The sequence below is a fragment of the Carnobacteriaceae bacterium zg-C25 genome, from assembly GCA_017945845.1.
In the GTDB taxonomy this organism is placed as follows: domain Bacteria; phylum Bacillota; class Bacilli; order Lactobacillales; family Aerococcaceae; genus WM01.
This window is the reverse complement of the sequence record CP072828.1, coordinates 341,748-360,201: the sequence shown is the minus strand read 5'-3', so window position 1 is coordinate 360,201 and position 18,454 is coordinate 341,748. Positions and strand designations below refer to the sequence as shown.

Here is an 18,454-nt window from a genome sequence, read left to right as displayed (position 1 = left end):
TTAGCCTCCTATTAATTTCGTACTCGCATTTCCTAGTATGGATAAATAAATTGATTTCATTTCTTGTTCTACGGTTTCTAACGTATATTGATTGCTCAAATTTAAAGACGCCGCTGACATGTTTTGATAGAGTTGTTTATCGGATAAAATATGCAAAATTTTATCGGCAAACAATTCTGCTTCAAAGGGTAAAACGTACCCGTTTTTTTCATTTACAACTAAATCGCGATTGCCCCTCACATCACTAACAACACAAGGCAACCCAACGAGCAAACCTTCAATGACGTTGACAGGTAAACCTTCTCTTTTAGCGGTAGAGACTAACACGTCAGCAACATTCATGAGATTGTTAATGTTTGAGTTGTACCCTAAAAATGTGACGTGATGTTGCAAACCTTTTTCGATAACTAAAGCTTTTATTCTATCTTCTTCATTCCCGGCTCCAGATAACAAAAGCAAAACGTTGGCGTCTTTTGCTTTAATGTGACGAAGCACTTCGAGTAAAAAGTCGTGATTTTTTCGAGATGTGAATGACGCGACGTACAATAACACTTTTCGATCTGGTGCGATACCCATCTGCGTTTTAAGTGTACGGATGGTGTTTTCAGGTAATCGATAAAATAAATCATGATCAACACCAACACCGTTGATCATATAAGCGTGCTTCATTGAAAAATGTTTATCTGCCAACAAATTATAATCTTCATGATTAATGGTAATCAAAGCATCTGTATATTTAGACATGAATTTTTCTATTGGATAAAATATGAGCCAATCTAATTTGAATGCCCCTTTCGCAAATTGAAAACCATGTGCCGTATATATTTTTTTAATGTTTTTAAATTTCCGAAGCGCAAATCTTGTAATCACACTGGCAAACGGCGTATGCGTGTGAACGGCGCTATACTGATTCATTTTAGCTAATGCTTTAATCTGTTTATAAACGAATCGATGTTTTTTAATATCACTAATTGAATTGGTAAACGGTACATCATAAAATGTAACGTTCATATCGGATAATGTTTTTTTAAAATTTTCAATACTTTGTTCATCCATAGGATTTTCAGACTGATCAAAGCTGACTGCAACTTCTACGTCATAGCCCATATCTTGCAATAATTTGATATTCGGCAATTCAAAAGATTTTATCATATAAGCAGTCGTTGCTGTAATTAAAATTTTCTCCATCTATTCCTCGCATTCTCATTTACCCATAAAGCTGGACAAATGTATGGTCTACTTGCTTTTACGAGATAATCTGTTTAGTTGTGCCTATCGCCCTATTTTGTGGTGTTTCTAAGTTATGACATTTTCATACGTTATGATAAAAACTATTTTTTAAAATATTTATTTAAAACATCACCCAGCCAATTGCTTTTTGTTGGTGGACGTCTATTGATATCTTTTCCTAAAACAATATCTTCAGCATTTTTTTGAAAATAGGTTGCCGTATCACGACTAAATTCTTTTTCCAATTGTTGATACGCTGCATTTAAAATAACAGGCCTTTTCACTGAATGATGCGCATCGGTTGCAATAACATGCACAAGGTTTTGTTTAATCATCTCATGGCTAACGTGTCGCAATTTTTCACCATATGTACCAAGATACGAATGACTGGTCACTTGCGCTAAGCAACCCAATTCAATAAATTGTCGTAATTTTTTTAAATTTTTGGCAAACACATGATTTCTTTCTGGGTGCGCAATAATAGGCGTTATCCCTTGTGAAACTAACTCCTCAAGTATCGATAACGCATCATCTGGTATCGTTTTTGTTGGAAATTCAATCAAATAATATTTTCCCGTATCGTCTAACGATAAATAATCGTCTCCATATAAAATGTCATCTACTAACGTTTTAGTCAGTCGAATCTCTTGAGACGGCATAACACGCAACGGAATGTCTTGACTATCGTAAATGCGTTGCAACTGTTCTACGGCAGTAATGACATCGTCTTTATGGTTAATAAAGCGTTGATTGTAATGTGGTGTTAATACCATTTGTGTGATACCGTCTAAAACAGCTTGCTTAGCTAGTGCGATAGATTCTTCTATGGTTTGTGCACCATCATCTACATCTGGTAATAAATGTGCATGAATATCAATCATTTTATCCCTCTATTCTAACAGTGATGCTACCTATTTTTTGTTGTTTACAAAACCATCGTTTAGACGTTCAAAAACAACTCACTATTCTCCATAATACACATAGTCAGAATCATTATCTAATTCTTGATCGTTCATCACATAGCCTAATAATTTAGCACCCACATTTTCTAATGTTTGTTTTGAATGTAGCACTTCTTTTTTTGTCACATAGTCTTGACGAACAACTAGCACTGTTCCATCTGTTTTAGTCGATACAATAACGGCATCGGATATAATCCCAACTGGTGGCACATCAAAAATCACAATATCAAAATGTCTTTTCAAGTCATCAATAATGACGTTCATTCGACTCGATGACAACATTTCGGATGGATTTGGTGGAATCGGACCGGACGGTAAAACATATAAATCCAATTTTGGTTCATAATGAACTGCATCTACAACATTTACATCGGGATGTGCAAACAGTGTAGACAACCCTTTTGTATTTTGGATATTAAAACTTTTATGTACTATCGGTTTACGCATATCCGCATCAACAATAACAACACGCTTGCCTGTCGCTGCCAACACATACGCTAAATTAATCGATACGGTCGATTTCCCTTCACCTGGAATACTCGACGTAACCGTTAATGTTTTTAACTGCCCTTCCAAATTTAAAAAGGATAAATTTGTTCGAATGTTACGATACTGTTCCGCGTAAACAGATTTTGGTTGAATATGCGCAACTAACGGCACACCATTGGCCCGTTTCTTTTCTAGTGACTGTCTTTTTTTCGCTCTACTTTTAAACATGTTTAAACCTTTCTACGTCGATTTCGTTGCGTCATCATTTGAATATCTTTTTCCGATATTCTCGGAACACTCCCTAATTTCGTCACGCCTAACGCTTGTAAGAAATCATCATTTTTAACTGTATTTTCTGTTTCTTCTTTAATAAAGGCATATAGCACAACAATCACTAGACCACCAATCAATCCATACGCTAAAAATATAATTTGTCTTGGTGAAATTGGCTTTTCATTAAAGGTTGCCGGTTGTACAACGTATACGCTACTTTCATTCATTTGGAAAATTTGCAATATTTTTTGTTGGAACAACCGTATAATTTCAGACAACACTTTTTGTGCGTCGTTTGCATTGCCCAACGCAACTTTAACAGAAAAAACTTGTGATCCTTCTGATTGCGTTACACTCACCGCATCACGTATTTGTGATACCGAATAAGCACCCCCGATTGACTGACTCACCTCGCCAAGCAGTTGTTGTCCCGTAATAATATCTTTATACGTATTGATGACATACACATTGGATTGCATATCGCCAATATTGACTGATTTTTCATTTTGGTATTGATTCACTAATAATTGTGCTTCAGATTGATATTTAGGTTTCACTAAAAATAGCATGATAGCTAGTGAGATAACCGCACCAACAACCATCGCTACAAGCGTTGCCCAAAAATATTTTTTCAAAATACCGCCTAACTCTTTTAAACTAATCTTTTCTGATAACATGTCCAAACTCTCTTTCTCATTATAACGCTCCAAAAGACTCCATTTTATCATTGTTTACACTTAAATGGAAGCTATTCACCTTGATATGCCAGCACTTTTGGGCATCTTCACGCTCTATTGTGTTGGTTTTGCAACGCTAAAAGAACGCCTATTATCGCCATCATCAATGCTTTCACTTAAACAGTGATATATCCATTATACAGTATTGCTCATTGTTGACATGGATACATACCATTAAACTGCTCTCTTCATACATGACGATTCACGTGTGCAATCCCATTAAATCAACTGACCCTTTTTACATACATCGCATAATACTTGTTTACCATTTAAAATAAGCTATACACTGATTTTGTGCCGATAACATTTAACACCACAACGGCAATCAAAAATATACTCATCAACAACATTTGCTTTTGCCGATTTGTTGTGTAGTAGCCAAACATGTAAAATGCCAATACACCACCTAACGCACCACCTAGATGACCTAACCAATCAATCCCCGGCAAGAAGCTCAAGGCAACATTGAGTAAAACCGTCGCCAGAAATTGTTGAGATAGTGCGCGGACACCGCGATGATACGGCGCTAATTTAGTGAGCAAGACAACCGTAATAAAATAACCGAAAATGGCGCCACTTGCACCGACGCTCACACGATTTGCCGCGCCGAACGCATAACTAAACGATATCGAAAAAATGCTCGATACCATATAAATACCAATAAATTTTTCTTTTTTAAATATCGGCTCTAATATCGTGCCGACAATAAATAGCGAAAACATATTTGTCATTAAGTGCGTCACACCTGAATGTAAAAAGCCAGCTGTTATCAGTCGCCAATATTCATTAAATACGGCAATACGTAACGGATACATCCCTCCCAATTTGATTAGGGCTTGACTATTCCCACCTTGAACTGTCGTACTGACAAATAACAAAAGATTCACCGCAATGAGTGTCATCGTTGCGGGATACGCTTTTAAATATTGCTTCATATTATACTCACTTTCTTTATCTTATCGTTATTGTAAACTAAAAAACAGATGATGCCTAGCGACATCACCTGTTTCGCTTGATTATTGTGCATTCATTTCCACAATTTTGACAATTAATGCTGTCGCTTTTTCCATTGCTTCTAGTGTGATGAACTCGTATCGACCGTGGAAGTTTTCCCCTCCGACAAACAAGTTAGGTGTTGGTAAGCCTAAATGTGAAATTTTAGACCCGTCTGTTCCACCACGAAACGGCTCAACAATCGGCGTAATGCCTAGCGAATGCATTGCATTTTTGGCTAACTCGACAATCGACATATCATTTTCAATGACATCACGCATGTTGTAATATTGATCAAACAAGTGCATGGTCACACGCTCTTCCGTAAATTGCGCATTAACTTGTTTTACAATTGACTCAAGTAATGCTTTGCGTTGTTCAAATTTTGCTTTAGCATGGTCACGAATAATATACACCATACGCGCTTCTTCAATCGTACCGTCTAAATTATGTAACAAGAAAAAGCCTTCATACCCACTCGTTTTTTCTGGCACCTCTTGTTGTGGTAATTGCGCATCAATCTGCATAGCCACTTTCAATGCATTTACCATGCGATCTTTTGCCGTACCGGGATGCACGCTAACCCCTTTAATATGAATTTCGGCTTGCGCGGCATTAAACGTTTCAAATTCCATGTGTCCAACACGACCACTATCCATCGTGTAAGCAAAATCCGCATTAAAGCGTTTGACATCAAATAGATCAGCACCACGCCCAATTTCTTCATCGGGACCAAACGCAATACGAATATCGCCATGTTTGATATGCGGATTCGCTTGTAAAAATTCAATAGCACTTAAAATTTCAGCAATTCCTGCTTTATCGTCAGCACCTAGTAACGTATCGCCACTTGTTGTAATTAACGTTTCCCCTAAATAATCTTTTAAATTTGGAAACTCATTTACTGATAAAATGAATTTACCCTCTGCATCTAAAGCAATATCACTACCGTCATAGTTTTCATGAATGCGTGGTTGAATATTTACAGAATTGAAATCTGCTGTGTCCACATGTGAGATAAATCCAATTGTTTTAGCACCTTCAACATTCCCTTTGTAAGTCGCTGTTAAAAAACCGTTGGCTTCATCATAATGAATATCTTCCAATCCCATTGCCATCAATTCTTCTTTTAATTGTAATGTAAATTCAACTTGTTTATACGTTGTTGGTACTGTACGACTAGACGCGTCTGAGCGTGTGTCCACTTTACAATAACGAATAAAACGTTCTAATAAATTTGGATAAACTGACATCATACATTTCTCCTTTAATTGTACTAGTTCTATCTTATCATCGTCCATTACGCTCATTCAACCGTTTTACCTTCATTTCATCAAACTTTTTATGATTTTACTCACACAAAAACGCCGTATCTTTTTGAATAGAAGATACGGCGTTGACTGGATAAACCGCCTAACAATCACAAACAACATCACAACATTCAGCGTTTGGTAAATACATTTGATTGCGCTTATACACTTCTAATTGCTCCGCATGACAGGTTACACCCATTCGTTTCGCTAATAATTCTGCAACGACTGCAAAACGTTGTCTAAATTTATAAATGTAACAGAAAATCACTGTATTTTGGCGTAAACTTGGTCCTACTAAAAAGACATTTTTAGCTATTGTCGACTCATCGTGTTCGTTCACTAATGGAATGCCATCTTCATTAAATGAAAATAGTGCATCTCCTTGTATATGATGCATTGCATTTAAAAAGCCTGTCGCTAAAATGGGAGCATTTTCCACCACCTGTTTCGACCCATCTTCAAAACTTAACGTGTAGTCGCTACCGTCAAAATCAATTGAACGCAACGTTTTATTTTCATGAATCGTTAGCGGTGCTTTAGAGCGAATCGCATGTGCTAGGCGTGATTTTGTAATTGGCGAAAGGGCGATACTTGGATCGGGAACTTTTGCATTTTGTCCCAAATCCGTTGTAAACAACTCAACTTGATTGCCTTGTTCCAATAAGTTAATCGCTGCATCAACACCACTTTCATTACCGCCAATCACGACAAATGGTGTATCCGACTGAACGGCAAAACTATCCACCTCACCGTAATGTAGCCCATGATGCGCTCCAGCAATTGCCGTTTTATTCGGATTTTGGAACTCACCCGTTGCCATTACAATATACGTACAAATCATTTCACCTAATGTCGTATTTAAGCAATAGCCGTTTTCTGTTTGTTTAATGGCGGTAACGTGACAATTTTCTTCAATCGGTAGTTCATAATGATCCGCTACCATTTGTAAATACTCACCGTACTCTTCTCCACTTAAATGCTCTTTAGCAAACGTATACGCTGGAGAAGTATCTGGCGCAATGGCATTGATATCCGGAAAACCAAATCCATTTGTTGTAAATGACGGTGTAATTAAACGCGTTTCTTTTGGCCAATTAAAAAAACTTTCACCAACAACACCTTTTTCTAAAATCACAAAATCGTTGATTCCTAATTTATGTAACGCACAACCCATTCCAATTCCGGCTGCACCCGCACCAATAATGACAATCTCTTTTTTCATAAACCCTCCTTGACATTTTCAAACTTTCACTTTAACATTATAAAACGTAATCGTTTCGTTTTCAAGGAGGATATATGTTTTTATTAATTTCAATTGCGATGATGTGGCTCATGATTTTTGGTGTTGGCTGTTTCTATTTTGGCATGTTACCAAAATCTGACACAAACCACATCTTAAGTGTGGTGAGCGTTTCCTTATTTAGCGCAACCATCGCTTTTCTATTTATCGGCTATCCTATCGCCTTTTCAACACCATCTCTTCTTTTCACAGAAAATATGGATACATCGACGTTGCTTAACCTGTTATTCCAACTATGCTTTTGTTTATACGCCGTTGTCATGGTCATTGGTTCCGTCGTCAATCGCTTAAAATTGACACACGCCATCATCATTTCAATGTTATGGGTGATTGCCGTTTACACCCCACTTGTTCATCTTTTTTGGAGCGAAAACGCCTTTTTTGCACAACTCGGCGCCCTTGATTTTTCAGGCGGTATTGTTGTCCATTTATCCGCCGGCGTATCCAGTTACGTGTTAGCCTATTTCTTTAAACAAGCGGAAAAAGTGGACGCCCCCGTTCAAAATCCTTGGCTCTATTTAGGCATGATTTTCATTACGCTCGGCTGGTTTTTCTTTAATGCAGGACCCGTAGGCGAGTTGAACGACCAGTCGGCACTCATTATCGTTAAAACGCTAGTTGCTTTAATTACGGGCGGTGGTGTTTGGGCGGTTTCACAATATACATGCGACAAAAAAGTAGATACCGAAACCATTTTAAACGGTACAATTGTCGGATTAGTCACGAGCACATCAAGCGTCGGATTTGTCTCATTATTCGAGCTACTTTGCATTGTAGGTATTGCGAGTGCACTCACTTATTTTGGCATTCGTCACATTTTAACTTTAGTTCACATCAATGACGTTGTCGATTCTTTTGGCATGAATGGTATCGGTGGATTATTTGGTTCACTCGGAACGATTCTTTTTAGATGGAATGCTTTAATCGGTCAAATCAGCGGTATTGCGTTTACCATTATGTTAAGTTTTGTTTTCACCACTCTATTATCGATTCTCCTAAAAAAATCGAAGCGTTTTTTATAATATGAAATTAGGTGGATAGGTTTCGTCATCTAATCACTAGATGATGATAACTGTGAAATTTAACAAATAAAAATGGCTAACAGTTTATGTTACCAACAATATATAAGACATTTCGGAACGAATCGTATATAACGCATTAAGCGGTACAATTTAATAGATGTCAAAAAAAGAGTGCTGACCAAAACTTTAACCGACTATAATGCGTTGTGGTGCAAATCGTGTACATTATATTAAGATAATGCAAAAAAGACTGCTGATTAAAAATGTCAACAGTCTAAGGGTAGCCGTTCAACAGAACGGCTACCCTTTTTAATTAATCTAATTCAATTTGTCCTGTATACAGTTTATAGTAAACACCATTTTTTTCCATTAATGATTCATGATTCCCACGTTCAATAATTTCGCCATGATCCATTACCATAATCACATCGGCATTACGAATCGTTGATAAACGGTGCGCAATAACAAACGATGTCCGTCCAGCCATTAGCTGATCCATACCCTTTGAAATTTGTGCTTCCGTATGGCTATCAATCGAACTCGTTGCCTCATCTAAAATCAACACTTTTGGATTGGCAACAGCCGCTCGCGCAATGGCTAGTAATTGACGTTGACCTTGTGATAACCCGTCACCGTCTCCTGTAATTTGTGTATGATACCCTTGCGGTAAACGTTTAATAAAACTATGCGCATTGGCTAATTTTGCCGCTTTAATGACATCGTCATCACTAGCATCTAATCGACCATAGCGAATGTTGTCTGCAATTGTGCCTGTAAATAAATGCGTATCTTGTAACACAATCGAAATCGTTTGACGCAAATCCGATTTTTTAATATCGGTTACTGGAATACCATCAAAAGTAATTTGCCCCGCATGGATTTCATAAAAACGATTAATTAAATTGGTAATTGTTGTTTTTCCCGCACCGGTTGCACCAACAAAGGCAATTTTTAAACCAGGCTCTGCCCAAACGTTAATGCCTTTTAAAATTTGTTTTTCTGGTGTGTACCCAAAATCAACATCTTCTAAAATAATTTTTCCAACAACTTCAACTGCACCGTCAGGTGTTTGCCAGTACCATTTATCTTTATCCACACGATTTAATGTTACCGTACCGTTGTCAATTTCTTCCGTTTGTTCTAATATTTTAAAAATACGTTCTGCACCCGCTAAAGCGGCTAAAAGGACGTTGACTTGTTGCGATAATTGACCGATTGGCATCGAAAAGGTACGTGTATATTGTAAAAAGGATGCCAACGCGCCAATATCCATCACACCATTAATCGTTAAAAATCCACCTAATGTTGCCGTTAAAGCGTAATTAATATAACCTAAACTCCCTAAAACAGGAAACATCGTATTGGCATAAAACTGCGCCTGTTTTGACGCTTCTAAAACTTGTTCATTCAGCTCATCAAAAGATTGCAATACTTTATCTTCGTGATGGAAAACTTTAATGACTTTTTGACCTTCGATATGTTCTTCAATAAATCCATTTAATGTCCCAATATGCTTTTGTTGCATGCCAAAATAACGTGCGGAACGTCCACCAATAAAACGCACCGTTACAATAATGACACCTAACATAACCACAATCGAAATCGTTAATAACGGTGACAACAACACCATCATCGTAAACGTCAACACTAATTGTAAAGATGATGTAATAATCATTAGCACACTGTTATTAAACATATTTTGAATGTTGTCAAAATCGTTTGTAAAGCGAGACATTAAATCACCATGTTTATGCGTGTCAAAAAATTGAATCGGCAGTTTTTGAATGTGATTGAATAACTCACCACGCATCAATTCAATGGTGCGTTGACCAATGCCGACCATCATTTTAGAGGCGATAAAACTACACACAACACCAAATACATAAATGGCACTAATCATTAAAATCATACGCCCTAAACCAGCAACATCTTTTGTGTCGATAAAATCATTGACTAACGGTCTAATAAAATAGGTTCCTGCTATATTGGCTAAAGAGCTGACAACTAACGCAACGGCTACAACGGCTAATCCCCATTTACTTTTCAATAAATAGCGCATTAATTGTGCGAGCGTTGCTTTCATATTTTCAGGGCGTCTGCCTTTTTTCACTTGCTTACTCATTTCCAGACACTCCTTCCAATTGTGTTTGATAAATATTTTGATACATTTCATTACTTGATAGTAACGCTTCATGCGTACCCATACCGTCCATTTTACCGTCATTTAAAACGATAATTTTGTCGGCACCTTGAATGGACGAAATGCGTTGAGCAATAATAATGACCGTTGTTTCCGGTAAATAGTTAAAGAACGCTTCACGAATTTTACTATCCGTCGCCGTATCAACTGCTGATGTGGAATCGTCTAAAATAAGAACTGCTGGTTTACGTACCATGGCACGTGCAATACACAAGCGTTGTTTTTGACCACCAGAGAAATTCCCACCGCCTTGTTCAACGCGTGAATCATATCCGTCTGGTAATTCCATAATAAAATCGTGTGCTTGCGCGTATTTTGCCGCTTGTATCATCTCTTCTTCGCTTGCATTCGGATTACCCCACAACAAGTTTTCTCGAATCGTTCCAGAAAATAGCGTATTTTTTTGTAGCACCATTGCCACTTGTTCACGCAACGTTTCAAAGCTATACGCTTTTACATTTTTACCACCAACCATTACTTTTCCGCTTGTGACATCAAATAAACGTGGCAACAGTTGGACAAGTGACGTTTTCCCCGATCCTGTTGGTCCGATAATTCCCAATACTTGCCCTTTGTCTAATGTAAATGAAATATCGCTCAATACTTCTTCAGTAGGATCTTTTGCGTAAGAAAAGTGGACATTTTCAAAAACGACATCACCACTAATTTTTTCATGCGCTGTTGCGTGAGATGGTTCAACAATATCAACGTGTGTATCCAACACCTCAAAAACACGCTCCACAGACGCTTTTGTCATTGTCAACATCACAAAAACAAACGAAATCATCATTAACGACATCATCAATTGTCCGATGTAAGAAATGTAGCTAACTAAATTTCCGGTCGTCATCACACCGTTAATTGCAAGATTTCCACCAAACCACATCACCGCAATGGTACACGCGTAAACGGTCAGTTGCATAATCGGGTTATTAAAAATGACAACGTTCATGGCGTGTAATGCCCGTTTTTTGAAATTGGTGTTTTCCGTATAAAATTTTTCGCGTTCGTAATCTTCACGAACATACGCTTTGACAACACGAATACCAATAAAGTTTTCTTGTAACGTTCGGTTGATGTTATCAATAGCTTGTTGCAATTTATGGAATCGTGGAAAGGCAATCGCAATAATTAAAAATAACGATAGCGCTAAAATGGGAACAGCTACCACCAAGACTAAAGATAATTGTGCATTAATTTGAATAATTAAAAATAATGTGGATAAAATCATAATCGGGGCACGCGCTAAAATGCGAAGTGTCATAATCGCGGTATTTTGAATACCTGAAATATCACTCGTTAAACGTGTAATCAATGATGCGTTTGAAAAATGATCAATATTATGAAAAGAAAATTGCTGAATTTTTGCCATTTGCTCTTTTCTAACGGCATACGCCAATGAAGCGCCAGCAATTGATGCATGCTTTGCACCTAAAGCCCCCGTCAACAAGGCTAGCGCCGATAAGCCAATCATCAGCACACCTTGTTGCACAATGTAGCTAATATCTTGATTTGGTATCCCTTTATCAATAATACCTGCCATTAACCATGGTTGTACCACCTCACATGCCACTTCAACAAAAATAGCAAAGATAGCAAACCAAACATGTTTTTGATACGGTTTCGCGTATCGTAAAATTCGTTTTATCATCTACTCTCTCCTTTTTCAACATATGCAATGGTACCATAAAAAAAATACCACTTCAAACAAAATGGATTTCATCAGTCTATCAAAAAAAGACGCCACAAAATGACGTCTTTTATACACAATTCACCTAATTATTTTTCGTAGCGTTTTTCACCATTTAAGTAAGTGGCTGTTAAATTGTAGTTTGTATCTACTACAACAAAATCCGCTTCATATCCAGCGTCCAATTTTCCGCACACATCACCTAAACCAACACTGTTGGCTGCGTTGTAGCTTGCCATACGAAACGCTTCATACGGTTGAGCAATTTCCCATTTAATGACATTTTGCACGCTTTCAAATAAACGCAACACACTACCAGCTAAACTACCGTTATCTTTTAATCGAGCTGTTCCTTTTTCAACGATAACGTCTAATTCACCTAATTTGTAGTCACCTTCTGGTTGACCACCGGCTGCCATACAGTCTGTAATTAATACGGAATTGTCACGACCGTTACAATCCATTACGATTTTTGCAGATACTGGATGCACATGGTGTCCATCACAAATCAATTCATCATGTACGTGTGGTAATGTTAATGCTGCCCCTACAACACCTGGCTCACGATGGTGTAAACCGCGCATACCGTTGTAAACATGCACAAAAATATTGGCTCCAGCATCAACCGCATCTTTACACTCTTGATACGTTGCATCCGTATGTGCAATCGCTACATACACATCATTTGCTTTTGCGTCTTTAATAAACGGAATTGACCCTTCACGCTCAGGTGCAATCGCAATTTTACGCACCAAGCCATTTGATAAATCTTTCCAAGTTTGTAATTTTTCACTACTTGGATCGTTCATATATTTTGGATTTTGTGCCCCTTTATATTTTTCATTGAAAAATGGACCTTCTAAAAAGATACCGCGAATTTTTGCACCTTTCACTAAATGCGCATTTTTTCCAATCGTTTCACACACATCGTTTAACAATTCAGTTGATGCGGTCAACGTTGTTGGTAAAAATGACGTTACACCAGTTTCTAATAGACGATCGGACATAATCACTAAACCTTGCGCATCGTTGTCCATAACATCGTGTCCACCGTAACCGTGAATATGTGTATCGACTAATCCCGGGCCTACATAATACCCACTGTAATCGACAATTTTACCGTCTGGTTTATCGGTTGTATACGCACCAAATCGACCATCTACAACTTCCAAATAACCAGCTGGTTTTTCACCGTCGGTAAAGAAAAACTTATCCGCGTAAATATAATAATTCATAAATTAACCCCGCTCTCATTTAATATAATAATTATACGCCTATTACATCGACTTTTCAACTTTTAAAAGACCCACTTATTTGATACAATAAATGTAAGTTTAGGAGGGTGTTTTATGGTAGTTTTACAAGTTGACGCAACAACAATTGAAAAAATGCAACATTTTTATAAAGACCATTTAAAAGACAATTATCCTGCACATAGCATTTTTGCAGCATCTACCAATGGTGTTACCATTACCGTTTATAAATCCGGAAAAGCGTTATTTCAAGGGGCAAATGCTGATGATGAAGCGTCTATTTGGCAAGCCATTTCTACCACATCCCCACAGCAAAAATCGAGCAAAAACAGTGATTTGCCAAAAGATTTCGATAAATGGTCCGTCATTGGTAGTGATGAAGTCGGGACGGGCAGTTATTTTGGATCACTCGTCGTTTGTAGTGCGTTTGTGAAAAGCGAAGATATTGAAGTGCTAAAACAACTCGGTGTACAAGATTCTAAAAATTTAACGGACACTAAAATTATGGCACTTGCGCAAACGTTAAAACAGCGTATTGAGTATGAAGTGTTAAACGTAATGCCCGAAAAATACAACAGTGTTCAACCAACGATGTCGCAAGGTCAAATGAAAGCCGAACTGCATAATCACGCCCTTTTGCGTATCCGAAAAAAACTGGATATGTCACAAGTTGACGGTATTTTAATTGATCAATTTGAATTACCCAAAACATATTGGGCGCATTTAGCACACAAACGTGATGTCGTTAAGCAAAACGTTTATTTTGCGACAAAAGGCGAAAGCGAACACATTGCGGTTGCCGCTGCTAGTATTATCGCACGTGCTGAATTTTTAGAATCCTTGAAATTATTGAGCGAACAAACCAATATGACAATTCCTAGTGGTGCAGGCGCAACCGTTGATCAAGTTGCAGCAAAACTAATTGAACGTGATGGTGTTGACGCACTCAATCGTGTCGCAAAATTGCATTTTGCCAATACACAAAAAGCAATCGCATTGGCAAAAAAATAAGTTTTAACGTGTTGACATTATGTATTTCTGCATTGTTTTTATCCTATTTGGTGTTGGTAACAATATTCACAAGTTATTAACGTCTTTTCCATAATTTTTAAGGTTGATGCCATACGGTATCAACCTTATTTTGTATTATGGGTTGCTCAACTAACACACTAAACCTGCACTCAAAAATCGATAAACGGCCACAAAATCACCTACACCATCTAACAGAAAATTCAAAAAGTGCTAGTACCTATCACGTACTAGCACATCAATCTTTTTATGATTACTGACTGCCTATCGGTCAAACTTTTATGATTATCAACTATTGATTTCCCGTCATCTTTTTCATTAATAGCGTATCGCCTAACAACACCATCGTATCGCCATTTGGCACAATCATGTGACCGTCACGTTCAATGGCAACGACTAAATCTTGGCTAAATATGCTATCTTTAAGCACTTTTCCTAAGTAACGGCTATCGTCTTCGACGTTGATTTGATAAAACTTCAAGTGCGAATGATTTTGACGAGTGAAGACCACACATTGCAATAAATCGCCAACTTGCAATACCGTTTGGCCATCTGGAACAATCAACTCTTCATCTCTTTGTATTTGAAACACGAGTGTGGATGGTGGAAAATCAATGGTTTCAATGGCACGATTCGCCCACGCATGTGTTTCGGGTATGCGAATCGTTAAAATATCGAGCGGTACCTCTTCAGAATAAAAGTTAAATGTTTTAAAGACATTTTCGTTGACGTCAATCATATTCGTCCGTCGCGCAATAATGGGTAACAACGTCCCTTGTATAATAATCGACACCAGTACAACGCATAGCACAATATGAAAAATATCCATCGTTAAATGCACTTGATTCACAATCATTATTGAAAAAACAATCGATGATGCCCCTCTTAATCCCGCCCACGAAATAACGGTCATTTGCTCTTTTTTCAAATGAAATACTTTACCGATGATCCAAACAACAATTGGTCGTACGACAAGCATTAATACAACCGCAATAACACCACCTAAAACCAATAAATCAGGCAATAATTTTGGCGCACTCAACAACCCTAATAAAAAGAACGTTAAGATTTGGCAAATGCTAATCACCCCTTCAAAAAAGACCATCACTTCCTTTTTTTGTGGGATATAGTGATTCCCTAAAATTAAACCGACTAAATATGCCGATAAATAACCGTTCCCTTTAAACGCCTCGGGCAAGGCATAGGATAATAACGCAACCGCCATAATAAAGGTTACTAAAATACCAACATTATCAAATGTCATGCGATCAAAAATAAAACGAGTGACTTTGGACAAGACGACGGTTACGAGTAAGGCAACACCAATTTGTAAAACCAATATCCAAAAAATTTCGCTAATTTGAAATTGCCCTTTAAAAATGAAAATCCCCACGACAGCCAATAGATAGGCAAATGGGTCATTACTCCCCGATTCCAACTCTAATAAAGACGCCGTTTGATGCTTTAAATGCAATTCTTGTGACTTTAAAATAGAAAAGACAGATGCCGCGTCCGTAGACGATAACACTGCTGAAATTAAAAAGCTTTCAACAACGGATAATCTTAAAATAAAATGAATAATCGCTGTCATCATTAAAGCGGTCAATAAAACACCACCTGTGGATAGTACAACTGCTGGTTTCATAATGGCATTCACCTTATTTAACCGCGTTTCAAAACCACCAAAAAACATGATAAAAATCAGCGCCACCGTACAAATAATTTGCGCAATACGAAAGTTTTCAAATTGAATGCGTAAAACACCATCTGACCCAAAAAGCATCCCTAATATAATAAAACCGACTAAATAAGGCACCCCTATTCGATTCGTTAGTTTTTGTAGAAGCAGACACCCCACAATAACAATAGCACAAAAAATTAATACGATAGATAAATTCATAGACTCTTCCTTTCTTTTTTAAATTTGATACATCGCACATTCACGTGTTATCCAATGATTTTATAAAATCATTGGATAACACTAAAAAAGACAACTGTATTTTGTGACGATTTTCCGTCGTTTTAAATCCATTTCTTTTTCGTTTTTATGAATAGTTAGTGTCTATTATATCATAATATAGGTTGAGATTCCTGTAAAAATATGGTATAAATACAGAGTATTAGAAACACAATTTAAGGAGATTGATATGATCAACGTTAGTGATTTAAAAGCCGGCATGACATATGTTGCCGATGGTAAATTATGGAAAGTATTAGAAATTAGCCACCACAAACCTGGTAAAGGAAATACCGTAATGCGTATGAAAATCCGTGACTTACGCAACGGATCAACTGTCGATACAACAATGCGTCCTGACGAAAAAGTAGAACGTGCACACATCGACACAAAAGAAGTGCAATACTTATACAACATGGATGGAACAGCCGTATTTATGGATAACGAAAGTTACGAACAATACGAAATCCCACAAGAAACAATTGAGCACGAATTAAAATACATTTTAGAAAACGAAAATGTAAAAATTCAATTTTACGGTACTGAAGTCGTTGGTGTAACATTACCAACATCTGTTGTTTTACAAATTGCTGAAACACAACCGTCAATTAAAGGTGCAACAGCTACAGGTTCAGGTAAACCTGCCGTTATGGAAACTGGTTTAGTGGTTAACGTGCCTGACTTTATTGAAGCTGGCGAGTATATCGAAGTGAATACACAAGAAGGTACATACATTAAACGTGCTTCTAAATAATTTTAAAAGTGATGTCGCAAATAGCGATGTCACTTTTTTGTAGTTGTCAACATAACGAAAGTTACACAAAAAAGACTGCTGACACTTATGTATCAACAGTCAACATTTTACGGTTCTATTTTTTAACTTGTCTAAAGCGGAATTTTTGCCATGGTTTAATGTAATCTAATAAGAACAACTCTTCATCGCGCACGCGCGCTACAACATTGGATTTTCCAGAATTTTCCATATCTTTCAATGCAATTTGTAATTCTCCAGCATAGTGACCATATTCACTTGACTCAATCACCACATCACCACGTTTAATGACATCCGGCGTATTGAAAATATCAAATTGATGCCCTTTATATTTCACACGACTTTGCGTTGAGCGAATTAAATTATCACTTTGATCCCCACGATTAAAATGCAATTCATTTAACACAATATCTTTTTCAACTTCTGGAATCCCCTCAACTAAAGCCACATCAAACGTAACCAACTCTAACGGTAAATCGGCTAAACTCTCTAATTCTTGTTGTGTTGGATAGCAATTCGCCAATAAAATATCATCAATTGTATTTAGTGCCACATAATGTTTCACTTGCACATCTAAAGGCAATGTACGGTGCATTTCCAATGTCACCAAACCTTCAGTAGTCGGCCATGGCCCAAATGCACCCTCGCTTTGCGTACCAACAAATGCCGCTGTTTTAATGCCGTATTGTTTAAAGCGTTGTGTACACGCATTAAAAAAGTCTAAACCTAAACCTGAATAGCGATGTGGGTAAAAGTTATGACAGCCGTATAAATTGTACACATTTGGTTGATAGTCCATAATCGTATCTAATGTATGTACATTGTTACTCATGTTAATCTCTACTTTTAAATTTTGTGGATTAAATGTCATTAACGACTCTTCATTTCCGGTAAATCCGACATCTAAACGAATCCCATCTGCACCAATTTCCTCAAAAAATGATAAATCTTTATAAGAAATCCCTAATTGATCAAACACACGCGGTGCGACATCCACAATGACTTCATAACCTAAATCATGTGCTAACTGGTTTGTTTCTTTAAATTCTGCTTTAATTTCTTCTGCTGGTTTATCCACTGATAATAAGCAAGAAAAAATGCGTGAAAATCCGGCTTTACTTGCACGTTTTAAATAATCATGAATTTCTTCTTTTGTTGATTTATCTGGATAAATCGATAATCCTAATCGTCTCATATGTTTTCCTTTACTATATAAAATAGGCTTGGACATTTA

At 37.2% G+C, this 18,454-nt stretch carries 15 protein-coding genes; 3 read left to right on the top strand and 12 right to left on the bottom strand.

What is annotated here, in order from left to right:
* The 7 genes from J7S27_01765 to J7S27_01735 form a co-directional block, all read right to left on the bottom strand.
* Complete coding sequence (locus J7S27_01765; GenBank protein QTU83270.1) at nt 1-1,188, bottom strand: glycosyltransferase family 4 protein; 1,188 nt, start codon at nt 1,186-1,188, stop codon at nt 1-3.
* 143 nt (nt 1,189-1,331) lie between these two features.
* Nucleotides 1,332-2,111, bottom strand: a complete 780-nt coding sequence (locus J7S27_01760) for a hypothetical protein (protein ID QTU83269.1) — start codon at nt 2,109-2,111, stop codon at nt 1,332-1,334.
* An 81-nt stretch (nt 2,112-2,192) separates the two neighbouring features.
* Nucleotides 2,193-2,909: a CpsD/CapB family tyrosine-protein kinase gene (locus tag J7S27_01755; protein ID QTU83268.1), complete on the bottom strand. Its 717-nt coding sequence runs from the start codon at nt 2,907-2,909 to the stop codon at nt 2,193-2,195.
* A 2-nt stretch (nt 2,910-2,911) separates the two neighbouring features.
* Nucleotides 2,912-3,631: a hypothetical protein gene (locus J7S27_01750; GenBank protein ID QTU83267.1), complete on the bottom strand. Its 720-nt coding sequence runs from the start codon at nt 3,629-3,631 to the stop codon at nt 2,912-2,914.
* 329 nt (nt 3,632-3,960) lie between these two features.
* Nucleotides 3,961-4,626 (bottom strand): rhomboid family intramembrane serine protease, encoded by a 666-nt coding sequence (locus tag J7S27_01745; GenBank protein ID QTU83266.1) that lies wholly within the window; start codon nt 4,624-4,626, stop codon nt 3,961-3,963.
* 81 nt (nt 4,627-4,707) lie between these two features.
* Nucleotides 4,708-5,937: a peptidase T gene (gene pepT, locus J7S27_01740; protein ID QTU83597.1), complete on the bottom strand. Its 1,230-nt coding sequence runs from the start codon at nt 5,935-5,937 to the stop codon at nt 4,708-4,710.
* A gap of 160 nt (nt 5,938-6,097) precedes the next feature.
* Nucleotides 6,098-7,219 carry an NAD(P)-binding domain-containing protein gene (locus J7S27_01735; protein ID QTU83265.1) on the bottom strand — a complete coding sequence of 374 codons (1,122 nt, stop codon included), beginning with the start codon at nt 7,217-7,219 and terminating at the stop codon, nt 6,098-6,100.
* 74 nt (nt 7,220-7,293) lie between these two features.
* Between J7S27_01735 and J7S27_01730 the strand changes: the two genes are divergently transcribed.
* The gene (locus J7S27_01730; protein ID QTU83264.1) at nt 7,294-8,319 is read left to right on the top strand and encodes an ammonium transporter; all 1,026 of its coding nucleotides are present in this window, start codon (nt 7,294-7,296) and stop codon (nt 8,317-8,319) included.
* A 313-nt stretch (nt 8,320-8,632) separates the two neighbouring features.
* Here J7S27_01730 and J7S27_01725 read toward each other — a convergent pair whose 3' ends face one another.
* From J7S27_01725 to nagA, 3 genes are all read right to left on the bottom strand, one after another.
* Nucleotides 8,633-10,441 (bottom strand): ABC transporter ATP-binding protein, encoded by a 1,809-nt coding sequence (locus tag J7S27_01725; GenBank protein QTU83263.1) that lies wholly within the window; start codon nt 10,439-10,441, stop codon nt 8,633-8,635.
* Entirely contained in the window at nt 10,434-12,170 is a 1,737-nt protein-coding gene (locus tag J7S27_01720; protein ID QTU83262.1) for an ABC transporter ATP-binding protein, read from the bottom strand. Before J7S27_01720 ends, J7S27_01725 begins: the two co-directional genes overlap by 8 nt.
* Before the next feature lie 128 nt (nt 12,171-12,298).
* Nucleotides 12,299-13,444 carry an N-acetylglucosamine-6-phosphate deacetylase gene (nagA, locus tag J7S27_01715; protein ID QTU83261.1) on the bottom strand — a complete coding sequence of 382 codons (1,146 nt, stop codon included), beginning with the start codon at nt 13,442-13,444 and terminating at the stop codon, nt 12,299-12,301.
* A gap of 114 nt (nt 13,445-13,558) precedes the next feature.
* On the opposite strand from nagA, the gene J7S27_01710 reads away from it, so the two are divergent.
* Nucleotides 13,559-14,473 (top strand): ribonuclease HIII, encoded by a 915-nt coding sequence (locus J7S27_01710; GenBank protein QTU83260.1) that lies wholly within the window; start codon nt 13,559-13,561, stop codon nt 14,471-14,473.
* 310 nt (nt 14,474-14,783) lie between these two features.
* On the opposite strand, the gene J7S27_01705 is transcribed toward J7S27_01710, so the two are convergent.
* A complete protein-coding gene (locus tag J7S27_01705) occupies nt 14,784-16,391 on the bottom strand; it encodes a potassium/proton antiporter (GenBank protein QTU83259.1) in 1,608 nt (535 codons plus the stop codon).
* Between the two features lie 247 nt (nt 16,392-16,638).
* On the opposite strand from J7S27_01705, the gene efp reads away from it, so the two are divergent.
* Complete coding sequence (efp, locus tag J7S27_01700; GenBank protein QTU83258.1) at nt 16,639-17,202, top strand: elongation factor P; 564 nt, start codon at nt 16,639-16,641, stop codon at nt 17,200-17,202.
* Between the two features lie 115 nt (nt 17,203-17,317).
* Here efp and J7S27_01695 read toward each other — a convergent pair whose 3' ends face one another.
* Nucleotides 17,318-18,415: a DUF871 domain-containing protein gene (locus J7S27_01695; GenBank protein ID QTU83257.1), complete on the bottom strand. Its 1,098-nt coding sequence runs from the start codon at nt 18,413-18,415 to the stop codon at nt 17,318-17,320.
* Nucleotides 18,416-18,454 lie beyond the last annotated feature (39 nt).

Coding starts and splice junctions, on each gene's coding strand:
- J7S27_01705 (QTU83259.1), bottom strand. CDS start 16,391: ATGAATTTATCTATCGTATTAATTTTTTGTGCTATTGTTATTGTGGGG.
- J7S27_01745 (QTU83266.1), bottom strand. CDS start 4,626: ATGAAGCAATATTTAAAAGCGTATCCCGCAACGATGACACTCATTGCG.
- J7S27_01735 (QTU83265.1), bottom strand. CDS start 7,219: ATGAAAAAAGAGATTGTCATTATTGGTGCGGGTGCAGCCGGAATTGGA.
- J7S27_01730 (QTU83264.1), top strand. CDS start 7,294: ATGTTTTTATTAATTTCAATTGCGATGATGTGGCTCATGATTTTTGGT.
- J7S27_01750 (QTU83267.1), bottom strand. CDS start 3,631: ATGTTATCAGAAAAGATTAGTTTAAAAGAGTTAGGCGGTATTTTGAAA.
- pepT (QTU83597.1), bottom strand. CDS start 5,937: ATGTCAGTTTATCCAAATTTATTAGAACGTTTTATTCGTTATTGTAAA.
- efp (QTU83258.1), top strand. CDS start 16,639: ATGATCAACGTTAGTGATTTAAAAGCCGGCATGACATATGTTGCCGAT.
- J7S27_01755 (QTU83268.1), bottom strand. CDS start 2,909: ATGTTTAAAAGTAGAGCGAAAAAAAGACAGTCACTAGAAAAGAAACGG.
- J7S27_01765 (QTU83270.1), bottom strand. CDS start 1,188: ATGGAGAAAATTTTAATTACAGCAACGACTGCTTATATGATAAAATCT.
- J7S27_01710 (QTU83260.1), top strand. CDS start 13,559: ATGGTAGTTTTACAAGTTGACGCAACAACAATTGAAAAAATGCAACAT.
- J7S27_01725 (QTU83263.1), bottom strand. CDS start 10,441: ATGAGTAAGCAAGTGAAAAAAGGCAGACGCCCTGAAAATATGAAAGCA.
- J7S27_01695 (QTU83257.1), bottom strand. CDS start 18,415: ATGAGACGATTAGGATTATCGATTTATCCAGATAAATCAACAAAAGAA.
- J7S27_01720 (QTU83262.1), bottom strand. CDS start 12,170: ATGATAAAACGAATTTTACGATACGCGAAACCGTATCAAAAACATGTT.
- J7S27_01760 (QTU83269.1), bottom strand. CDS start 2,111: ATGATTGATATTCATGCACATTTATTACCAGATGTAGATGATGGTGCA.
- nagA (QTU83261.1), bottom strand. CDS start 13,444: ATGAATTATTATATTTACGCGGATAAGTTTTTCTTTACCGACGGTGAA.